Genomic DNA, 18,564 nt, shown 5'->3' with positions numbered 1-18,564 from the left:
GGCGCCTAGACTCAGTTCGATTTACATCAATGAAAAGGATTTCTATGACTTCATCTGCTCGCGCTTCCCGGACCTTTCGCGGGGCTGCGATTGCTCTCGCGCTCACCGTATTTCCACTTGCCGGTGTTGCGGCCAACCCGGTGAGCGCGAAGGGCGGGATCCCCGGGCTCGGCGCGGCAGTTGCCCATGCTCAGGATGCCACCATCCCCGTGCCGGCTGGACAAACCACGACGGTTTCCCTGCCGGTGCCTGTCGACGTCTCCGTGGCTGCCGATGGGTGGAATGTGAGCGCCTCAGGTGGCACTGCTACGGTGACGGCCCCGCCAGCAGGTGGACAGATTACCGTTCCGGTGACCTATCAGGGCGTGACCATGACCATCGTGCTCGTTGCTGACGCCGATGTCACCGCCGAGGAACTCAACGACGCTGCCGAAAGTGTCGATCCGGGGCGCCTTGGTGGTGGCCAGCCGGGGCCGGGGGACGCAGAGAACCAGCAAGGTAACGAAGAACTGGGTGGAAACGGCGACGTCACAGACGATACAAGCGATGGCGGAGCGGTGACCGGTGCGGATAGTTCCAGCACCGGCCACGCGCAACCGCTCCGTACGGGCCGTGGCTGGGAAGGCGTGGATGATTCCCACACGTCCTATGTCAACCTAGAATCCACCATCGAAGGCCAGACCATTCACGCCAAGCTAGGTTTGAAACAAGCACTGGACCTTTACAACCGTTTCAAGCATCTTGAGGATGAAGGCGTCACGCTGCGTTATCTCAACGCGGAAGGGGAGTTTATCGAGGGCGTGAAACGCGACATTGATAAGGGCTCGCGCACCATGACCCTGACCTACCCAGAGGGCATGGAACCCGACAACCCCTTCATCATGCAGTTCATCAACGAGGACACCCAGTCGGCAGAGCTGGTGGTGACACTCACAGACCCAACCCGAGAGAACACCACCGACGTGCCTCCAGAGCAGCAGCTTGATAGCGACAGCGCCACGACAGCTAGCGAAGAGTCAGGCACTGATACAGGCCTTGGCGCCGGCGCGGTGATAGCGGGGATTGCGGCACTCGGCATCATCGCTTTGGTCGCTGGGTTCGCACTCCGTCGGTTCCGTTCGAACCGGAAGTAAAACCTCTCGTAGTCTAGCTTCCAGGCTTTATGCGGCGGCTTTTGCTGGCTATAATCGCGATGCGGGTGCTCAAGGGGGTACCCTATAATCACAAGGATGTAAGAGTGCGGCGCCGGTGAGTGCCGCAGGGCTAACGCGAAGATGGCCTAACTAGAGCCGTACAGGTCAAGGAAGCAGGTGTGACTGTGAGCGACGAGGGACTGTTTGAGGCCTCCGAAACACAGGTCGGGTTGACCGGCCGGCCACTGCGGGAGCTTCCGGAACCAGAGCCATTGGAAAAGCATGGCCCCGCCACGATTATCTCCATGTGCAACCAGAAAGGTGGAGTGGGGAAAACCACATCCACGATCAACATGGGAGCATGCTTGGCGGAGTTGGGGCGTAAAGTCCTCCTCGTTGACTTGGACCCGCAGGGCGCTCTGTCCGCCGGATTAGGGCTGACGCATGATCAGATTCAGGACACTATCTACGACGTCATGCTCGATAGTGAGGTCTCGGTGCATTCTGCCATCGTGCACACCGGCGTTGCGGGGCTCGACCTGGTTCCGGCCAACATTGATCTTTCCGCCGCAGAGATTCAGATGGTCAACGAGGTGGGCCGCGAGCACACCTTGGCCCGAGCGCTGCGCCCGGTACGCAAGGACTATGACTTCATCATCATTGACTGCCAGCCTTCCCTAGGCCTGCTCACGGTCAATGCGCTGGCCTGCTCGCAAGGCGTCATTATCCCGATGGAATGCGAGTTCTTCTCCCTGCGCGGCCTCGCGCTGTTGACCGACACCGTGGAGAAGGTTGCTGACCGCATCAATTTCGACCTGGAGATCATGGGCATTCTGGTCACCATGTTTGACCGTCGCACCCGCCACGCCCGCGAAGTCATGGACCGGGTAGTCGAGTACTTCGGGGACAAGGTCTTCGACACGGTGATTACGCGGACCGTGCGTTTCCCAGAGACCTCGGTAGCCGGTGAGCCGATTACCACTTGGGCACCGAGCTCGCAGGCTGCCAAGCAATACCGCGACCTAGCTAAAGAGGTCATTGAGCGGGCCAACGGCTAGCCGCCTATTATGACCCAACCGGAGATCACCGGCTTTCGCATCGCGCTGGGCAATTTTGAGGGTCCGTTCGATCTGCTGCTCCAGCTCATTCAAGCGAAGAAGCTAGATGTCACCGAGGTGGCGCTGTCTGAGGTTACCGATGAGTTCGTGGCCTATACCCGAGCGTTGGGGGAGACCGCGGACCTGGACGAGACGACGGAATTTCTGCTCATCGCCGCTACGCTGTTGGATCTGAAGGCGGCGCGTCTATTGCCGCGCGGCGAGGTCGATGACCTTGAGGACCTCGAACTGCTGGAGACCCGAGATCTGCTTTTCGCGCGGTTGCTGCAGTATAAGGCTTATAAGCAGGTCGCTGACCAGTTTGCGCAGTGGCAGCGCGGCGCCCAGCGCCGCTATCCACGTGCGGTGGCGATGGAGGAGCGCTTCAGCGAGCTTCTTCCACCTGTCAAACTTGGACACACCCCAGCCACGTTCGCGGAGCTCGCCGCCGGGGTATTCCGCCCCAAGCCTCCCGAGGAAGTCGCGACCGGTCACATCCACCAGGTCGCGGTCTCTGTGCCGGAACAGGCTGGAAAAATCCTCACCACTCTCAAGCTGTTAGGCACAGGGCAGTGGATGAGCTTTGATGCGTTAACGCGGGACTGCACCATTTCCATGGAAATCGTGGGCCGCTTCTTGGCGTTGCTGGAGCTGTACAAAGCCAAGGCTGTGGATGCGTCCCAACCCGAATCCTTAGGCCCGTTGGAATTGTCGTGGACAGGGCTCGACGTGGATCCGGCCGTTGTTGCGGCGGCGAACTGGGATTAAGGTACGCTACCGACTCATGGAGGACACGTCACCCGCAGTACACAGTGAGGCCCCAGTGCCGAGCGCACCGGCGGCTCTTCCGCTGATCCCGCAATTGCGCTCACGCCTCGAATCGATCCTTCTGGTCATCGATTCGCCCGCCAGCGCGGAAGAGCTGGCGCGCGTGGTAGATGCGGAGGTCTCCGTTGTCAGAGATACTTTGCGGGCAGTGGAGCGTGAGCTCACCGAGCGTGGTTCTGGCATCGACCTGCGTGAGACACCGGAAGGATGGCGTTTTTATACCCGCAAAGAAAATGCGGACGCCGTCGAGCAGTTCGTGCTTGATGGGACCCAAACCAAGCTTTCGCGCGCCGCACTCGAAACCCTCGCGGTCATCGCCTCCCGCCAGCCGGTCACCCGCGCCCAAGTCGCTGGTGTTCGCGGTGTCAACGTCGATGGCGTTGTCCGCACGCTGCTTCTGCGCGGGCTCATTCGAGAGATCGAAAGCCCCGAGCCGACAGTCGGCAACGCACACCAGTATGAAACCACTGAGCTTTTCCTGGAGCTTCTGGGAATCGATTCCCTCGAGCGTCTTCCAGACCTCGCGCCGCTGCTGCCAGACATCGAGCAGATCGATGAGGACTACTCATAAAGGCCCACCGTGCGGTAGGATTGCGGCCGGACAACGGCGTGATTCCGCGCGCCGCAAATTGAAGAACTATTGAGAGGACACATCCGTGACTCCACCCGCTCGCCGCGATGGCACACCGGACAAGAAAAAGCGAGACAGCGACATGATTGTCTCGAACGCTAAGCCGGCCCGCCATCAGCATGTAAAGAAGAAGGCCACCGCCGATTCCGTCGCCCGCGACTTGGGCGCGGACTGGCTGGTAGACGGTAAAGCTAAGAAGAATTCCCAGAACCAAGGCGAACGCCTCCAGAAGGTGCTGGCCAAGGCCGGCGTTGCCTCCCGCCGCCATGCAGAGATTCTCATCGATGAGGGCCGCGTTGAGGTCAACGGTCAGGTCATCATCACCCAAGGCACCCGAGTTAACCCCAACACGGACGTGATCCGCGTCGATGGCACACGCATCAACGTCAACGAAGAAACTCAGTACTTCGTACTCAACAAGCCCCGCGGCATGCAGTCCACTATGTCGGATGACATGGGTCGTCCGTGCGTGGGCGATGTCGTAGCGGATCGGGTCGTGGCAGGCCAGCGCCTGTTTCACGTCGGGCGCCTCGATGCGGATACCGAGGGCCTTCTTTTGCTCACCAACGACGGTGAGCTGGCCAATCGCCTCATGCATCCTAAGTACGAGGTCACCAAGACCTACCTGGCCACCGTTTTGGGTGAGGCCGATAAGAGGCTGGTTCGCCAGCTGCGCGAGGGCGTTGAACTAGAAGACGGCCCGGCGAAGGCGGATTATGTGCAGATCGTGGACAAGAACCAGGGCTATTCGCTGGTGCGTCTTGAGCTGCACGAAGGCCGCAAGCACATCGTGCGCCGCATGCTGAAGGAGGCCGGCTTTCCGGTCCAGCGACTCGTGCGCACCAAGCTTCACACCGTGCAGTTGGGTGATATGAAGCCCGGCTCCTTGCGCGCATTGAACTCCAACGAATTAACCAGCCTGTACAAGGCGGTGGGGATGTAATGATTTCAAACATGCCAAACCAGGGACTCGTTCTGGCCGTGGATGGCCCGTCGGGCACCGGAAAGTCCACGACCTGCCGCGCGTTGGCCAAGCGCCTCGACGCGAAGTATGTCGATACCGGCGCCATGTACCGCGTGGCTACCCTTGCCGTGCTGCGCGCGGGCGTGGACCCAGCGGATACCGACGCTGTCATTGCCGCAACCGCAAACCTGCCTCTGGAGGTTTCCGATGATCCGGATTCCACTCAGGTTATCTTTGCCGGCGAGGATGTCTCCCGGGTGATCCGCGAGGACGAGGTAACCCGCAACGTGTCGGCAGTATCTGCCATCCCGGAGGTACGCCAGAACCTCGTGGAGCTGCAGCGGAACCTTGCCGCGAAGGCACACCGTGCGATCGTGGAGGGGCGCGATATCGGCACCGTGGTGCTCGCTGATGCTCCCGCTAAGGCCTTCATGACGGCCAGTGCCGAGGTCCGCGCGCAGCGCCGCCACGATCAGAACCGTGCGGCGGGCATCGACTCGGATTTTGACACCGTGCTTGCCGACGTCGAGCGGCGCGACGCTGCGGACTCCTCCCGTGCCACCTCGCCGCTGCGCCCAGCCGAGGACGCCGTGCTCGTGGATACCTCTGAGATGACCCCAGACGAGGTCCTCGATGCCCTCATCGCCGTCGTCGAAGAATCGGCCGCAAAGGAGGCCTCACATGACTAATGGACCGCAGAACCCAAACGTGAACCCCGAACAGCAGCTGGAAGAATTCGAGACGGAATTTCATTACCCGGTAGGCAAGCTCGAGGAAGAGGTCGTGCGCGATCCGCATGGCGGGTGGGCGCAGAAGGATTTCGATTCTGAGGACTTCGACTATGAATTCGATAAGTCGGAATTCGACGACTCGGAGTTCGGCGAAGCCGATTTCGGCGAGGATGAAGATATCGCCGAAGGTGAGACCCCGCTCAGCGAAGAAGAGTGGGAGGCGCTATCTCACGCCTTTGGCGTGGGCGAGGAGCACACGGAGGAAAACCTCTGCACGGTCGCCGTGGTCGGCCGCCCAAACGTGGGCAAATCCTCCCTGGTGAACCGGTTCCTCGGACGCCGTGAAGCTGTGGTGGAGGACCACCCGGGTGTGACTCGTGATCGCGTCTCCTACGTGGCGGACTGGAACGGCCAGCGCTTCTTCGTTCAGGACACCGGTGGCTGGGATCCGAACGTCAAGGGCATCCACGCCGCCATCGCCCGCCAAGCAGAGCAGGCTATGGAGACCGCCGATGTCATCGTGTTCGTGGTGGACACCAAGGTGGGCATCACCGAGACCGATGCGGTCATGGCCCGAAAGCTGCAGCGCTCTGAGGTGCCCGTCATCCTCGTCTCCAACAAGTTCGATTCGGAAACCATGTACGCAGACATGGCTGAGTTCTACGCGCTGGGCTTGGGCGATCCGTGGCCCGTCTCAGCCCAGCATGGCCGGGGCGGCGCCGACGTTTTGGATGAGATCCTGCGTTTGTTCCCGGAGGAGCCGCGCCATTCTTCGATTACCTCCGGGCCTCGCCGCGTGGCGCTGGTGGGCAAGCCGAATGTGGGCAAGTCCTCGCTTCTGAATAAGCTGACGGCGGAGGAACGCTCCGTCGTGGACAATGCCGCCGGCACGACGGTCGACCCGGTTGACTCCTTGGTGCAGCTAGATCAGCGCCTGTGGAAATTCATTGATACCGCGGGCCTACGCAAGAAGGTCAAGAACGCGCAGGGCCATGAGTACTACGCTTCGCTGCGTACGCGCGGCGTGATTGATGCGGCCGAGGTATGCATCATGCTTATCGACGCCTCCCAGGAAGTCTCCGAGCAAGACCAGCGCGTCCTTAACATGATTTTGGAAGCCGGAAAGGCTCTGGTTATTGCGTTCAACAAATGGGACCTTGTGGACGAGGATCGCCGCTACTACTTGGATCGCGAGATCGATGAGAACCTGCGTCATTTGCCGTGGGTGACCCGCGTGAATATCTCTGCGGAGACCGGCCGCGCCCTGCAGAAGCTGGAGCCTGCCATGATTGAGGCTCTCGAGAGCTGGGACCAGCGCGTGTCTACTGGTCAGCTCAACAACTGGATGCGTGAGGCGATTGCCGCGAATCCGCCGCCGATGAACAACAACCGCCTCCCGCGCGTGCTCTTTGCCACGCAAGCTTCCACGCAGCCGCCGACGATCGTGCTGTTTACGACCGGCTTCCTGGATGCGGGTTATCGCCGTTACCTGGAGCGCAAGTTCCGCGAGCGCTTCGGCTTCCATGGCTCACCGGTGCGCATCGCGGTGCGCGTGCGCGAGCGCCGTCAGCGCCGCTAACACCCACCTGCGAGGTGGCCCCATGCGTGGTTAAATCCAGCCGTTGGCCTCGGCGTGCCGCGCGGCCTCAAAGCGGTTGCTTGCCTGCGTCTTCGTCATGATGGCGGACACGTGGTTGCGCACCGTACCGCCGCTGAGATGGAGGTGTGCTGCGATATCGGCGGACCCGAGACCGCGAACGAGTAGGCGGCACACCTCGATTTCCCGTTCACTTAGCGGGTTGTCGGGAGTGAAGAGTATGTCCTGAGCAAGCTGCGGATCGATGACACGCAGACCTGAGTGGACGCGGCGGATAGCATCGGCGAGTTCCTCCGGGGGAGTGTCTTTGACGAGGAAGCCATCGACGCCCGCGTTGAGGGCCCGTTTGACGTAACCGGGACGGCCAAACGTGGTGACGATGAGGCTACGGCAGTGAGTGGCGGCGATAGACTTTGCGGCGTCGATGCCGTTCATGCCGGGCATCTCAATGTCAAGTAAAGCAACGTCTACGTGATGCTCAGCCACGAGCGGGGCGACCTTAGCTCCGGTGGAACATTCGGCAACGACGTCGATGTCGGGTTCGGTACTCAGTAAAGCGGTGAGAGCGCCTCGGACCAGGGATTGGTCTTCGGCGATGAGTACGCGGATGTGTTCGCTCATAACTATCGCACCTGCTGAATCTGGCGGTGGCCGCCCAAGGCGAGGAGGACCGTGGTCAAACCTTCTGCACGCTGAGTAATGACCTCGCCACCGACAGCTTCGGCACGGTGACGAAGGCCAGCGAGGCCGGTGAGGCCGGCGGCCAGCGCATGCGTGGCATCCTCCGTGAAGCCGTTGCCGTTGTCCGTGACCTGGAGGGAATCTTCAGTGAGAATCACCCAGCACTGCGTGGCACCCGAATGACGTACAACGTTGGTGGTCAGCTCGCGCAGTGCCCACGAGAATAGATCTTCATGAACCCGTGGCCGAGTAAGTGTCTCAGGTAAGTAAGCCTCAATGCCGGCGGTTTCGAGGATGCGCCGCGCGGCCTGAATTTCGCCAGCAAAGGTGGGATTCTTCATCCGAGTAACGGTGGAGCGAACCTCAGCAAGCGATAACCGCGAAAGGGAGCTAATCTCCTCGAGCTCGGCAGCGGCCTTGGTAGGGTCGCGGTCGATGAGCCGGCGGGCCACTTCGGCCTTGAGATTGATAGCCGTCAGGGTATGGCCAAGAAGATCGTGGATATCGGAGGCAATGTCCTCTCGTTGCTGAGACAGATCTAGGTCGTGGCGTAAAGCTGTCTCGGTGTCTTCGCGCTGGGAGAGAGCACCGAGCGCCAAAATAAGGAGGGGCCACCCGAAGAGAATGATTGCGAGGTCAACGAAGCGCGGGCGATCGAACAACCAGACAGGGATACTAGCTAGGATTCCAGTGACCGTGATGATCACGGCTGCGATTTTGAGAGGCAAAGTGAAGGCTACCAAGGCCCCGAGGTAGGGCACGAAGACCACAATCCAGGCGCCGTGAGAAGGGACGGCGGCAAGCGCGATCAGCGCGAGAATAACCCACCGGATAGCTACTCGATGGTTATGGGACCACCCACGTGGATAGTCGTGCACCGTACCGAAAGAGACAAGGTAAGCAGCACAAAACACCGCGGTGATAATAACCGCCCAGGTTCGCTGGGCGGTGGAATAGCTGGGCTGGAGGAGGATCTGCAGCAGCACCGGTAGGAGAAAGATGAGCCAGACAGCGGCGAAAGCAGCGTCACGTGGTCTGAAGTTCCGCATCATGCTCGCTCCTTGTCGCGCTTGTGCAAAAGCAGGCATAGCCCGACGAACACCACCGTCCATACAGCGATATTAACGTATGCGTACCAGAGCGGGTCCTCAATGAAGAGGCGTTCGCCATTGATCATCTGGGAGCCTTCAGAAAGGGGCCAACGGGCAAGCGCTTGCGCGCCATACATTGGGGTGAAGCGACCTACCTCCAACAGCGATTCCTTCAGCGGCATGAATACGTTCCCGGCAAACGCAAGTATGACGATGGTCGAGGTCGCTACGGAGACGGTGTTTTCCGAGGGAATGAGCATAGCGCAGGCCATGCCGTAGAAGCCGAAGGGAATGGCGCAGACAACAGTTATGAGAAAAGCTAGCGTCCACTGGTCCGGCTGCATGGACGCCTTGGTCAGCCCACCGGTAATGAAGACAGCGGCAATGGGCAGGATGGCGCGAACCGCGATGTTGAGAAAGTTGGCAACGGCTAGCTGGGAAGACCGAAGGGGAGTCAACGCTAGTTGGCGGCCCCAACCCGCGCGATTCTCTGCGACCATAGATCCGGCTGCACCCACAGCGCCAGTGGCTCCTGCATAGAGCGCCATACCGATCATGACCAGTGCGGCGACATTCCCACCGTTGAATTCGATGTCGCCGTACTCTTGCATCGCGCCAAAGAGGATATAGAAAATGATTGGCAGGCCGATGCTGAAAAAGAGCGTGGGCAGGTCGCGGCGCAGACGTTTAAGGTCGTGGGCCGCGTAGTTGAGGGTTGTCCCGAGCGTGGGAGTTACGGCATTGTTGATGCTCATCGTGGGGTCTCCTTATGGGGTAGTCGTGTCGGGGGAAGCGTTAGAGAGCTCCATAAAGGAGTCTTCGAGGCTATGGCCGGAAATCGTGATGTCCCGGGCCGTGGTTTCGGTGAGTAAGTAGCGAGCAAGCGCATCAGAGTCTCGGGTCGTGATGGACAGGCCGGTGTCTGTGTGCTCTTGATACAGCACCCCTGGAAAAGACCCGGTCACGAGGTTGTCCGGAATCCCGTCGGGGAAGCTGGCACGGATGGTACGGGTGGCGTTTGCATTGCGGATCTCCTCGGTGGAGTCATCAGCTTGAATCTCGCCCCTGTTGAGCATGATGATGCGTTGGGCAAACGTATCTGCCTCTTCGAGATAGTGAGTGGTGAGAAGAATCGTTCGCCCAGCGTTAGCCTCCTCGTGCATGGCCTCCCAAAAATGACGGCGGGCGCCGGCGTCCATGCCTGCGGTTGGTTCGTCGAGAAGCAGCACTTCCGGATCTCCCAACAAGGCCAGCCCGAAGCGCAGACGTTGTTGCTCGCCGCCAGAGCACTTGCCCACGCGGCGCGAGAGGATAGAGCCCAAGTTGGCGCGCTCGATGATCTCCTGATAGGGGCGGTGGACGGGAAACGCGGCACCGAGAAGCTCAAGGGTTTCCTTCACGGTTATCTCCGGTAATAAGCCGCCAGATTGCATGACGGCACCGATACGCCCACTTTTAGAGGCATGAGATGGAGAGGCGCCAAGCACACTAATAAACCCTGAGGTTGGGGTGGTCAGCCCCAGGATGAGGTCAAGCAGCGTGGTCTTGCCGGCGCCATTGGTGCCTAAGAGGCCGACGATTTCACCTTGCTGAATGCTAAAAGAGACGTCGTGAAGCGCGCGCACAGGATTGCGGGAGGAGGCGTTGAAGGTCTTGCTTACAGCGGTGACGTCGATTGCTGGTGGGGTGGTACGTGTCGTGCTCATACCTTCACGCTATGGCGCGAAGGTTTTCACAGCGTAGACAGGGTGTCACGAATCCGGGATGACAGTTGTCATGGTTGACGGAGGTGGCTACTCACTTGAGCGCGCCAGCACGAAAGCATCAGTTCGGTACGGAATACGCAGGACCTGGCCGGGCTTAAAACCCATGTGCTCATAGAGGTACCAATTGAGGTTGTAGGTCATGCGCTCGTGGATTTTTTCCCCATTGCGAAGCCAATACGAGCGAGTATGCATTAGCTCATGCAGGTCCTCAGGGGCGAGCTCGTGTTCCCACGTAAGGCGCAGCTCCTCACGCAGTGTCCACGGCGCGGTAAAGGATGGGTAAAAGCCGGGACGGTGGACATCACCGGAGTGCATGATGCGGGAAAGACGCAGGATCCACGGGTCTGCATTGACGTCAAGGGTGTTCCATACCAAAAGGACCTTGCCACCCGGCCGAAGGATTCGGTCGAATTCTGCACATGCCTTGTCGACGTCGACCCAATGCCAGGTTTGCGCGCAGGTGAGGGCATCAAGGGAGGAGCTGGCGAGCGCTGTGTTCTCGGCGGTGGCGCGCCAGCACGGCACCCCGAGCCGGCGCAGGACACGCGTCATGTCGGGGGATGGATCGCTGGCATAGACGACGGAATTGGTCAGGGATTCAGTAAGTTTGCCGGTTCCTGCACCAACATCGAGAACTGTGTGCGCAGAAGCGATGAGCTGCGACACTTCGCGTGGGTAACCCGGGCGCACGTCATGGTAGGTCTCCGCGCCTTCGCTAAAAGCTTGCGCGGAATGCCTGCGTTGTTGGGCAGTGCCGAAGCTGGGCGCCTCCTTCCCCGAAGCCCGACGGTAGCTGGGGTAGTGCTCGGGCAGAGGGTGAGCGGGAGAGGCGCTGGAGGAAACAGATGGTTCGGAAGGCGAGGAGCACATGATGCTCTCAAATTTACCGTGGCGCTGCGGGTTCGTAGATGTCGGTGCGATGTTTTAAGGTGGACGAGGATTTATTGGCGCGCAGAAGTGAGAGTGGTGAGGGGGAACAATGGGTAAAACGTCTACAGCATGGCCGCGCCCAGTGCACACGCTCGTCGGTCTAGCGGCCAGCGCTGTCTGCGCGCTAGCGTTGGCGTCGTGTGGAACATCCCAGGAAGCCCCGACATCCCCGACACCTGAAGCAGCATGGACAAATGATCTCGGTATCCCGGTAGCGCCCATGCTCGTCGGCCCTGAGCCGGGGCACACAAAGAAGATGAAGCTAGCCTCTGGGCGCAGTTTCCTACTTCACGTGCCTGAGAATTACACCCCGGAGCGCGCGTGGCCGGTGCTGCTTTCTTTCCACGGGTATACGGATTCGCCTGAGAATATGGAGAAGTACAGCCAGTTTGATGCTGCTGATGCCATCGTGGCTTACCCTGCTGGGGAGAAGGCGGCGTGGGCCCCAGCACCTTACGCAGTGACGAGCGCGGAAGAAGACCTCGACTTTGTGCGCACCATCGTGGATAGCCTGCGGGCCACTTATGAGGTGGACGACAATGCCATTTTCGCGGCTGGATTGTCTAATGGCGGAGGGTTTGCGGCCTTCTTGGCGTGCCGGATGCCAGGGACTTTTCGTTCAGTAGCTACCGTGTCAGCTGCATACTACGAAGGAATCCATACGGATTGCTCTGATCGTCCGGTAGGCCGTTTGGACATTCACGGAACTAAGGATCCCGTGGTCAACTATGAAGGCGGTGTGCGTCATGGCACGGCTTATTCTTCCGTTGCAGAGGTGCTCGGGCAGCATCAGAAACGCAACAAGTGCCGCGGCGACGTCGAGTCGGTGCGCCTCACAAACGGTGCGACCAGAGAGACGTGGACTGGGTGCCAGGCTCCGCTTCAGCACATCCGCATTGAGGGGGGATCTCACGTGTGGCCGGGTGGTAACAACTCCACGAAAATTGAGGTGGGCGAAGGCTTCGCCACCGATGCGGTGCTAGATTTCTTCGGAATCCCTGGCAGGCCCGAAGGCACAGAAGAGCATAATGTGGCCTAGAGCCGGGCTATCACCTCAAGGTGAAATGCGCACAAGGAGTATCGAGGGAGCGAACCCGCGCTAGACAGATATCCGCGACCGTTTCAAAACCCGCGTGGCGCGCGGCACTAGACGGCTCGGTGGGGTGGGGTATTTGGACCAAGTGGAATGAGCGTTGACCGTTATCCTCGCGGTTGAGCTCAACGACGGCTTGGGCAGTGGTTCCTGAGCCTGCAAAGAAATCAAGGACTACCGCGTCCGTGCCGCCGGTGATGGACAGTAGATGCTTGATGAGGCGCACAGGTTTGGGGAAGTCGAAGACTCCCGTGACACCAAGTGCTTCTTCGGCGTCACGACGGCCTGTTCGGGTTACCCCAAAACGCTCTCCATCGAGAATGGAACGGGGACGCGCACCCTTCTTTTCGTAGTTCTTGGTGTAGACAAAGCCGCGTCGAAAGACCAGCTCCTCATAATGCTCAGCGACCTTGTCTTTACCCCAACGCCACCGCGCGACGCCCGACTTGCCCTCCGGCTGGTGCGGCCAATATTCGTGGCCATTGGGGCCAACGATGGGAAAGTCGAGGCTTGGTAAGTATCCCAAGGTCTTAGAATCCAACCGCACGAGTGAATAATTCCCTTTCTCATCGCTGTGGTTATAGCGGGTTGAAGTGTGCGCTTCCAAGTCCAGGTTGAATCCGGCATTTGAAGGTGACTTGGCATAGCAAAGGATGTACTCGTGCTCGAGAACCGCATATTTGGAATCATTCTTCCCGGTCCCGCCCTTCTTCCAAATGAATTGCCCGGCGAAGCAGTCCTCACCGAAAACCTCGTTGAGTAGTAGGCGCAGGTGAGCGCTTTCTGACTCACCGATGGACACGATGATGAAGCCGGTATCGGCGAGCACCTCACGAGCCAGGATCAAGCGTGGCAACATCATAGAAAGCCACTCGGCATGCCACTGTCCAAAGTGCTCTGAGCGCATCTCTCGGCGTTGACGGAAATTATCGCGGTAGACAAAATCCTTGCCGGTGTTATAGGGCGGATCAATGTAGATGATGTCCGCTCTCATCCCCTGTGCAATGAAATCCTTTAAGGCGTCGAGATTATCTGCCACCGTCACGCTGTTGGGGGCCGAATGAGGACCGCTCATCAGTGTTCTTGTTCGAGTGGCCTTCTTCGTGGCCTGCGCCGCAGCCTGTTCCTTACCCGGCCACACAAGGCCAAAGACCGATTTGCCTTGTGGGACTGAAGGAATGTGTAGCTCAGAGGAAGACAGCTCTTCAGAGTGCCGGGCAGCGGATTGGTGTGCGGAATGAGAATGAAAGGAAGGCATTGTGGTGCGCCGAGGTTTCGACTTCGATCTTTAAAGGTAAGTGAGCGGTCAATGACGTTGTGCAGCACGTGCCGCGCGACGCGGCAAGAATGAGCACATGTGAATTGTGTCCCAGAGTACAAGGGTTCACAAATGAGAGAGTGGCGGCACGCGCCAAGTTGTTGAACGAAAAGGGGTAACCGGAGGGGGTAGACTTTAAGGATGATTCTGAGAACTCTCAGTGTGTGAAAGTCTTCCTTTAACTCGTGCTCTAGATGTATAACGATTTACAACGTTTGTGGCGAAGAGTACGGCTCGTCGGTACGGTGGGGTGACGTGATGGCGCTCAGCTTGAATGTGGCGACCGTAGCGCACGTGCTTGTCGCGCGGGGAGCCGGCTAACGTCTCCCACTGTCGCCGGCATTACGCAGTATTCGGCACATTCGAGCCGTGAGGGTCACCACTGTTAGGGCAGTATTTACTTAAGGAAGGAACAAAGTAATGGGTATTTTTGACAAGGCAAAGGATGCTCTGAACTCCGATAAGGGCGAGCAGATTTCGGATAGCGCACTGGATAAGGGTGCAGATCTTGCTAAGGGCAAGCTGGGCGAGGATAAGGCGGATAAGATTGACTCCGCTCGCGACCAGCTCGATGAGCGCATTGGCAACCAGGGCGCTGAGGCTCCTCAGGGGGATGAGCAGAAGTAAAGCGATTGTCGCGCTTGGTTCCGAGCCACATCAAGGTCCCGGCATTGTGCGACACGTAGCCTGAACGCTCAGGGGTCCCGTCCGCATAGCGGGCGGGACTGTATAAGTTTTACAGCAACGTATACTTTGAAATTGGGGTGACGGGGTGGATTGTCTTACAGTGCGGGCGAAAGCTTAAGAAAACCTGTGCATATTCCTATCCTTTGTTTATGAGCCTAAAAGTGATTGTTTCCTAGGTAAGCTGAATTCTGTGATTACTTCAGTAGGTGTGGAACAAGGTAACCAACCCTCGCGCCAGCTCCTTATTGAGCAGGCCGGTCGGGTTATTGCCAAAGCGGGCATTGATGAGGTGCGCCTCCGGGAGGTGGCCGATCAAGTGGATGTTCCGCTAGCGGAAGCCCAAGAGCTCTTTGCCTCTGAAGCTGAGCTTGTAAAGGAAACCAAGCGCACCCTGAACGAGGCGCTGACCTCAGTCGTTGATCTGCATCTCCAGCGTTTGCCTGAGAATGCGACGGCCGTGGATAAGCTTCGCGCCACGGCGCTGGCGTATTTCTCCTTCGCGGTGGAGGATCCTTCTGCCTTTGCGGCATTTTTTGCGGTTCATGCAACTCCTCGGGTCGGCGTTACTGTAGAGGACTTTGTTAATTCTGATGGGGATGTCGAAATATGTCCTATCATGCAGATTCTTTTTGAGTTGACCGAGGAGGCTATCAAGGAATCTGGCGGAGTAGATCCTGATGTTAGTGGAACCTTGTTGTCGGCGCTGTCGATTTTTTCCCACCTACACGGCGTGACGCAACTGGCAGCTGAAGGAATCCTGCGTTACCTGTCGCCGGCAGCGAAAAAACAGACATTCGGCGCTGTTATGGACACCCTGAGCGTCGGCCTCTACCCATTCTTTAGGGGAGAGCGCGTCGAGCGCACTATTCCTTATGGCTTGGTGGGAGAGCAGCCGGAAGCGTTGGTAGCAAAGGCCAAGGATTACCCACGGGGAACCGAGGATGAACAGCGTACGGCGTTGCTGCGTGGTGCTATTGAGGAGGCGCTTGACCACGGCGTTACCGGCCTTCATATCGGTGGTGCTGCGAAGCGGGCGGGCCTTAGTGTGCAGGAAGCTGAGCACCTGATTGAAAGCGATCAAGAGCTGGCCAGCTTCCTTGAGCGGTATTTGGACAAGGTCAACTATGAGTTCATTTTCCGGCAGGTAGCTGCGCTTCCGGAAGACGCTAAAGTAATGTCCAAGATTAAGGCCACCGGGTACGGCTACGTCTCGCATGCGCTGGCTGATCCGAAGGGCTTTGAAGCTCTCATCAAGATCGCGTCTGGGCCGATTGTTCCCATGTCCTTCGAGGACGACTTTTTGCCGAACGCGAACAAAGCGGTTGAGCTCCAACGTGACTTTAGCGAATTTGGACGGGCTTTTGGCTTCATTATGTCTCTCATGCGTGAGGCAATCGATGAAGTTGACGGGCCGCGCACCCCGTGGGTTCTTTTCACATTGGTAATTTCCGTGTGGGCGGGCGCTCATGGTCTAGCCATGCTGAGTACCAAGGGGCCCTTGCGTGGATTTGATTCAGACTATATTTTCGAGATTCTCACTCACTACATGGACATTGAATTTGGTGGCATCATGCGCAGTCTTAGTGGAACGACTGACTAATGCAGCAACGTAACTGAGGATTGCCTCTTGGCGCGTCATCGTCGCCGTTTCTCTACCCGCTTTCTTAATGAGAAAGCGGGTAGTTCTTTCTATTGGCACCTGGGGAGGGCCGGGGTGTCGGCGGCTAAACTCGGCGTCTATCCGCAAGTTACCCGTTGGTGATGGGGGTAAGATAATCGTATTGTCAACGATGTTGACGCTGTGAACTGCACTGATGCTGAACTGGGGGTTTCCAAACGGGGGTAACGAATAGTTACTCAAATGTAGAAAATATATTTCGACGGTTGTATGGTGACCACGTCCGAACCTTAAGCACTTAGCTCACTGTGTTAAGTGTGTGCTCATCAACTTGCAAGAAAGACTTCGCATGCGTTCCCTACACTCTCGCATCGTTGCCACCGCAGTGGCCGTAGCAACCTTTTCTTCCGTTATTGTCGCCCCGCAGACCTTCGCCGTTGAGGAGCCGAGCGATACGTCTTTTGTCCACGAACAGTCCGGCGCTGACACTGTCGACGTCAATGGCACCGCCTTCGACGCAGACGGCAACCTGATCGATTCAAACAACGCTGGCGACAACACCATCGAGGAGTTGGAGCGTGAATCCCGAGACAACGACTTTGGCTTCTACGGCGCGGAAACCGGCAAGCCAAAGACACGCGATGAGCTGGAAACCGCCGAGGCATCGACGGCTGACGCGACTATCAAGGTCGTAGAGAAGAACGGCAAATTGGTGTGTGAGATCACCGATGCCCCAGGTAAAGAAGGCGAGATTCTCGAGCGCAAGCTGGACCTTGCACGGGCTTTCTACGACGGTGGAAACAAGCTGCTCCAGACGGTGTGGGAAGTAATCCCAGTCGTCGGTGAACTTGTGCCTTCTGACTTCATCAAGAAGATTGGCGCAAGCTCGTGGGAGGGAATTGCCAAACTTGTTCGTGATGGTGAGGCAGACAAGGACGTCACCTGGGATCTCGCACGCGCGCAAGGCATGGCCATCGCCAAGATTGATAACACTGATGCAGAGGTGGACTTAAAGAATCCAGATGCCGCCAAGAAGACCGTTTCTGGCCTCATCAAGTTTGCTGACGGTGCTTTTGGCACTGGTGTGGCCACCGTTCTGAAGATCTTCAATGCCGCTGTCACCATTGCAGGTCTTTTCCCAGGTGCCAGCGCTGCCAAGGATTTGAAATTGAGCGAGACCCAGCAAAAGGAGATCGAGTCTACGCTCTCAGGCATTTCGGCTTCCGCTTCTGCGCTCGCGGAGATTAACGCACCGGCAGGCCAGAAGTGTGCGGATATGCTCAATGGTAAGAAGGTAAGCAACGACAAGCCCGCTTCTCCCTCGACGTCTAATACCACTGAGCCTTCAGAATCCCCCGAGTCTTCTGAGCCGTCTAGCTCAGTAACGCCGAGCCCTTCTGAGACCACCGAGCCCGAGGAATCGGAGTCTGAGACGCCTACGACTACCGAACCCTCGACTTCTACCACCGACGGTGCTGCGGCTCAGGACGGCAAAGACGGTAAGGACGGTGAACCAGGCCGCGATGGAAAAGACGGTAAGGATGGTATCGACGGCAAGGATGGCCGCGACGGTGCCAACGGTGCACCGGGCGCACCCGGCCGCGATGGCGTCGATGGCCAGGACGGGCGCGACGGTCTTAACGGTCTAAATGGCCGCGACGGCGCTGACGGGAAGGATGGCAAAGACGGTCAAGACGGAAAGGACGTCGATTCCTCCTCCATGGCTGGCTACACATTCCTCGCAGCTATCCTCGGTGGCGGTCTCGTCGTTTCTATTCTGGGCGCGATGGATTACCTCTACCTCTTGGGCTACCTGCCCAAGGAGGGGATCCCGTGGCGTGCTAACAGCTAAGCTCCCATTGGACGCTGAGTCCGGACACAGGAGCCGGTCTCAGCAGGGAGCGGGCTGGATGCCGCGGAGGACGTTTTCTAAAGCTCGCCCTCGTTGCGCAAGTGCCGTAGCTGATTCTCCGTAAAAGTTCGCTCCGCTAGGGATTCGCCGGCACCGTCCTGCAAGTGCACAACGACACTGAGCCCGAGCTCCTGCAGGTCCTCGACGTCTTCACGGTACATGGCCACCGAACTGATGGTGCATTCTTCGGTATTGATGCGGGAAGCGTAGATTTCCTTGACGGCGTCTACGTTCGCGTGCTGGGCCGGCATGGCGAGCATAATCATATCGATCTGGTGGCTGTCCTTGACGCGCTCCCAGAAGTCGATATCTGTTGCATCGCCCTCCACGACGTTGTAGCCACTCTCTTGGAGATGGCGAACTCGTGCTGGATCGTGTTCCACTCCCAAAACATTGGCGCCGTAGACGTCGACGAGCTCCTTGTAACAGGAAAGGCCGAGCCGTCCTACGCCGAGGATGTTGCGACCGGCTATTTGGTAGCAGTGTC

The 18,564-nt window shown here is 58.5% G+C and carries 18 protein-coding genes; 11 read left to right on the top strand and 7 right to left on the bottom strand.

Translation table 11 applies throughout. From position 1 onward, the window contains the following. The first annotated feature begins 44 nt into the window (after window positions 1-44). From HMPREF3009_RS08675 to der, 7 genes are all read left to right on the top strand, one after another. Window positions 45-1,133 (top strand): hypothetical protein, encoded by a 1,089-nt coding sequence (locus HMPREF3009_RS08675; RefSeq protein ID WP_070546328.1) that lies wholly within the window; start codon window positions 45-47, stop codon window positions 1,131-1,133. Window positions 1,134-1,318: 185 nt separating this feature from the next. Then, a complete protein-coding gene (locus HMPREF3009_RS08670; protein WP_046649257.1) occupies window positions 1,319-2,191 on the top strand; it encodes a ParA family protein in 873 nt (290 codons plus the stop codon). Between the two features lie 9 nt (window positions 2,192-2,200). Then, window positions 2,201-2,998, top strand: coding sequence for a segregation and condensation protein A (locus HMPREF3009_RS08665; protein ID WP_070510785.1), 798 nt, complete (start codon window positions 2,201-2,203; stop codon window positions 2,996-2,998). A 16-nt stretch (window positions 2,999-3,014) separates the two neighbouring features. Continuing rightward, window positions 3,015-3,629 (top strand): SMC-Scp complex subunit ScpB, encoded by a 615-nt coding sequence (gene scpB / locus HMPREF3009_RS08660; protein WP_070681366.1) that lies wholly within the window; start codon window positions 3,015-3,017, stop codon window positions 3,627-3,629. Window positions 3,630-3,714: 85 nt separating this feature from the next. Next, window positions 3,715-4,632 carry a pseudouridine synthase gene (locus HMPREF3009_RS08655; RefSeq protein WP_046649236.1) on the top strand — a complete coding sequence of 306 codons (918 nt, stop codon included), beginning with the start codon at window positions 3,715-3,717 and terminating at the stop codon, window positions 4,630-4,632. Then, window positions 4,632-5,342: a (d)CMP kinase gene (gene cmk / locus HMPREF3009_RS08650; RefSeq protein WP_049154964.1), complete on the top strand. Its 711-nt coding sequence runs from the start codon at window positions 4,632-4,634 to the stop codon at window positions 5,340-5,342. The genes HMPREF3009_RS08655 and cmk overlap by 1 nt, the downstream gene beginning before the upstream one ends. After that, window positions 5,335-6,963: a ribosome biogenesis GTPase Der gene (der, locus tag HMPREF3009_RS08645; RefSeq protein ID WP_118783642.1), complete on the top strand. Its 1,629-nt coding sequence runs from the start codon at window positions 5,335-5,337 to the stop codon at window positions 6,961-6,963. The genes cmk and der overlap by 8 nt, the downstream gene beginning before the upstream one ends. A 30-nt stretch (window positions 6,964-6,993) precedes the next feature. Here der and HMPREF3009_RS08640 read toward each other — a convergent pair whose 3' ends face one another. The 5 genes from HMPREF3009_RS08640 to HMPREF3009_RS08620 form a co-directional block, all read right to left on the bottom strand. After that, window positions 6,994-7,602, bottom strand: coding sequence for a response regulator transcription factor (locus HMPREF3009_RS08640; protein WP_070681364.1), 609 nt, complete (start codon window positions 7,600-7,602; stop codon window positions 6,994-6,996). Window positions 7,603-7,604: 2 nt separating this feature from the next. Next, window positions 7,605-8,714 (bottom strand): sensor histidine kinase, encoded by a 1,110-nt coding sequence (locus HMPREF3009_RS08635; protein WP_118783641.1) that lies wholly within the window; start codon window positions 8,712-8,714, stop codon window positions 7,605-7,607. Then, window positions 8,711-9,508, bottom strand: a complete 798-nt coding sequence (locus HMPREF3009_RS08630; protein ID WP_070510779.1) for an ABC transporter permease — start codon at window positions 9,506-9,508, stop codon at window positions 8,711-8,713. Before HMPREF3009_RS08630 ends, HMPREF3009_RS08635 begins: the two co-directional genes overlap by 4 nt. A 12-nt stretch (window positions 9,509-9,520) precedes the next feature. Further along, window positions 9,521-10,459 (bottom strand): ABC transporter ATP-binding protein, encoded by a 939-nt coding sequence (locus HMPREF3009_RS08625; protein WP_187357519.1) that lies wholly within the window; start codon window positions 10,457-10,459, stop codon window positions 9,521-9,523. 87 nt (window positions 10,460-10,546) lie between these two features. Continuing rightward, entirely contained in the window at window positions 10,547-11,389 is an 843-nt protein-coding gene (locus HMPREF3009_RS08620) for a class I SAM-dependent methyltransferase (RefSeq protein WP_070681361.1), read from the bottom strand. Between the two features lie 109 nt (window positions 11,390-11,498). Between HMPREF3009_RS08620 and HMPREF3009_RS08615 the strand changes: the two genes are divergently transcribed. After that, complete coding sequence (locus HMPREF3009_RS08615; protein WP_082254485.1) at window positions 11,499-12,488, top strand: CE1 family esterase; 990 nt, start codon at window positions 11,499-11,501, stop codon at window positions 12,486-12,488. A 10-nt stretch (window positions 12,489-12,498) separates the two neighbouring features. Here HMPREF3009_RS08615 and HMPREF3009_RS08610 read toward each other — a convergent pair whose 3' ends face one another. Continuing rightward, window positions 12,499-13,800 (bottom strand): site-specific DNA-methyltransferase, encoded by a 1,302-nt coding sequence (locus HMPREF3009_RS08610; protein ID WP_083306680.1) that lies wholly within the window; start codon window positions 13,798-13,800, stop codon window positions 12,499-12,501. A 480-nt stretch (window positions 13,801-14,280) separates the two neighbouring features. Here HMPREF3009_RS08610 and HMPREF3009_RS08605 point away from each other — a divergent pair, with 480 nt between their 5' ends. The 3 genes from HMPREF3009_RS08605 to HMPREF3009_RS08595 all read left to right on the top strand — a co-directional run bounded on the left by HMPREF3009_RS08605 (window position 14,281) and on the right by HMPREF3009_RS08595 (window position 18,017). Then, window positions 14,281-14,487, top strand: coding sequence for an antitoxin (locus HMPREF3009_RS08605; RefSeq protein WP_070510775.1), 207 nt, complete (start codon window positions 14,281-14,283; stop codon window positions 14,485-14,487). A gap of 250 nt (window positions 14,488-14,737) precedes the next feature. After that, window positions 14,738-16,147 (top strand): TetR/AcrR family transcriptional regulator, encoded by a 1,410-nt coding sequence (locus HMPREF3009_RS08600; RefSeq protein ID WP_070681359.1) that lies wholly within the window; start codon window positions 14,738-14,740, stop codon window positions 16,145-16,147. Between the two features lie 367 nt (window positions 16,148-16,514). Beyond that, entirely contained in the window at window positions 16,515-18,017 is a 1,503-nt protein-coding gene (locus tag HMPREF3009_RS08595; RefSeq protein ID WP_070512790.1) for a collagen-like protein, read from the top strand. 77 nt (window positions 18,018-18,094) lie between these two features. On the opposite strand, the gene HMPREF3009_RS08590 is transcribed toward HMPREF3009_RS08595, so the two are convergent. After that, window positions 18,095-18,564, bottom strand: a 470-nt coding sequence (locus tag HMPREF3009_RS08590) for an NAD(P)-binding protein (RefSeq protein WP_198531128.1), incomplete at its 5' end; no start/stop codon positions are given.

The organism is Corynebacterium sp. HMSC034H07, assembly GCF_001815175.1.
GTDB classification, from domain to species: domain Bacteria; phylum Actinomycetota; class Actinomycetes; order Mycobacteriales; family Mycobacteriaceae; genus Corynebacterium; species Corynebacterium hiratae.
The sequence above is the reverse complement of the archived record's forward strand: the minus strand, read 5'-3'. Positions and strand labels throughout refer to the sequence as shown.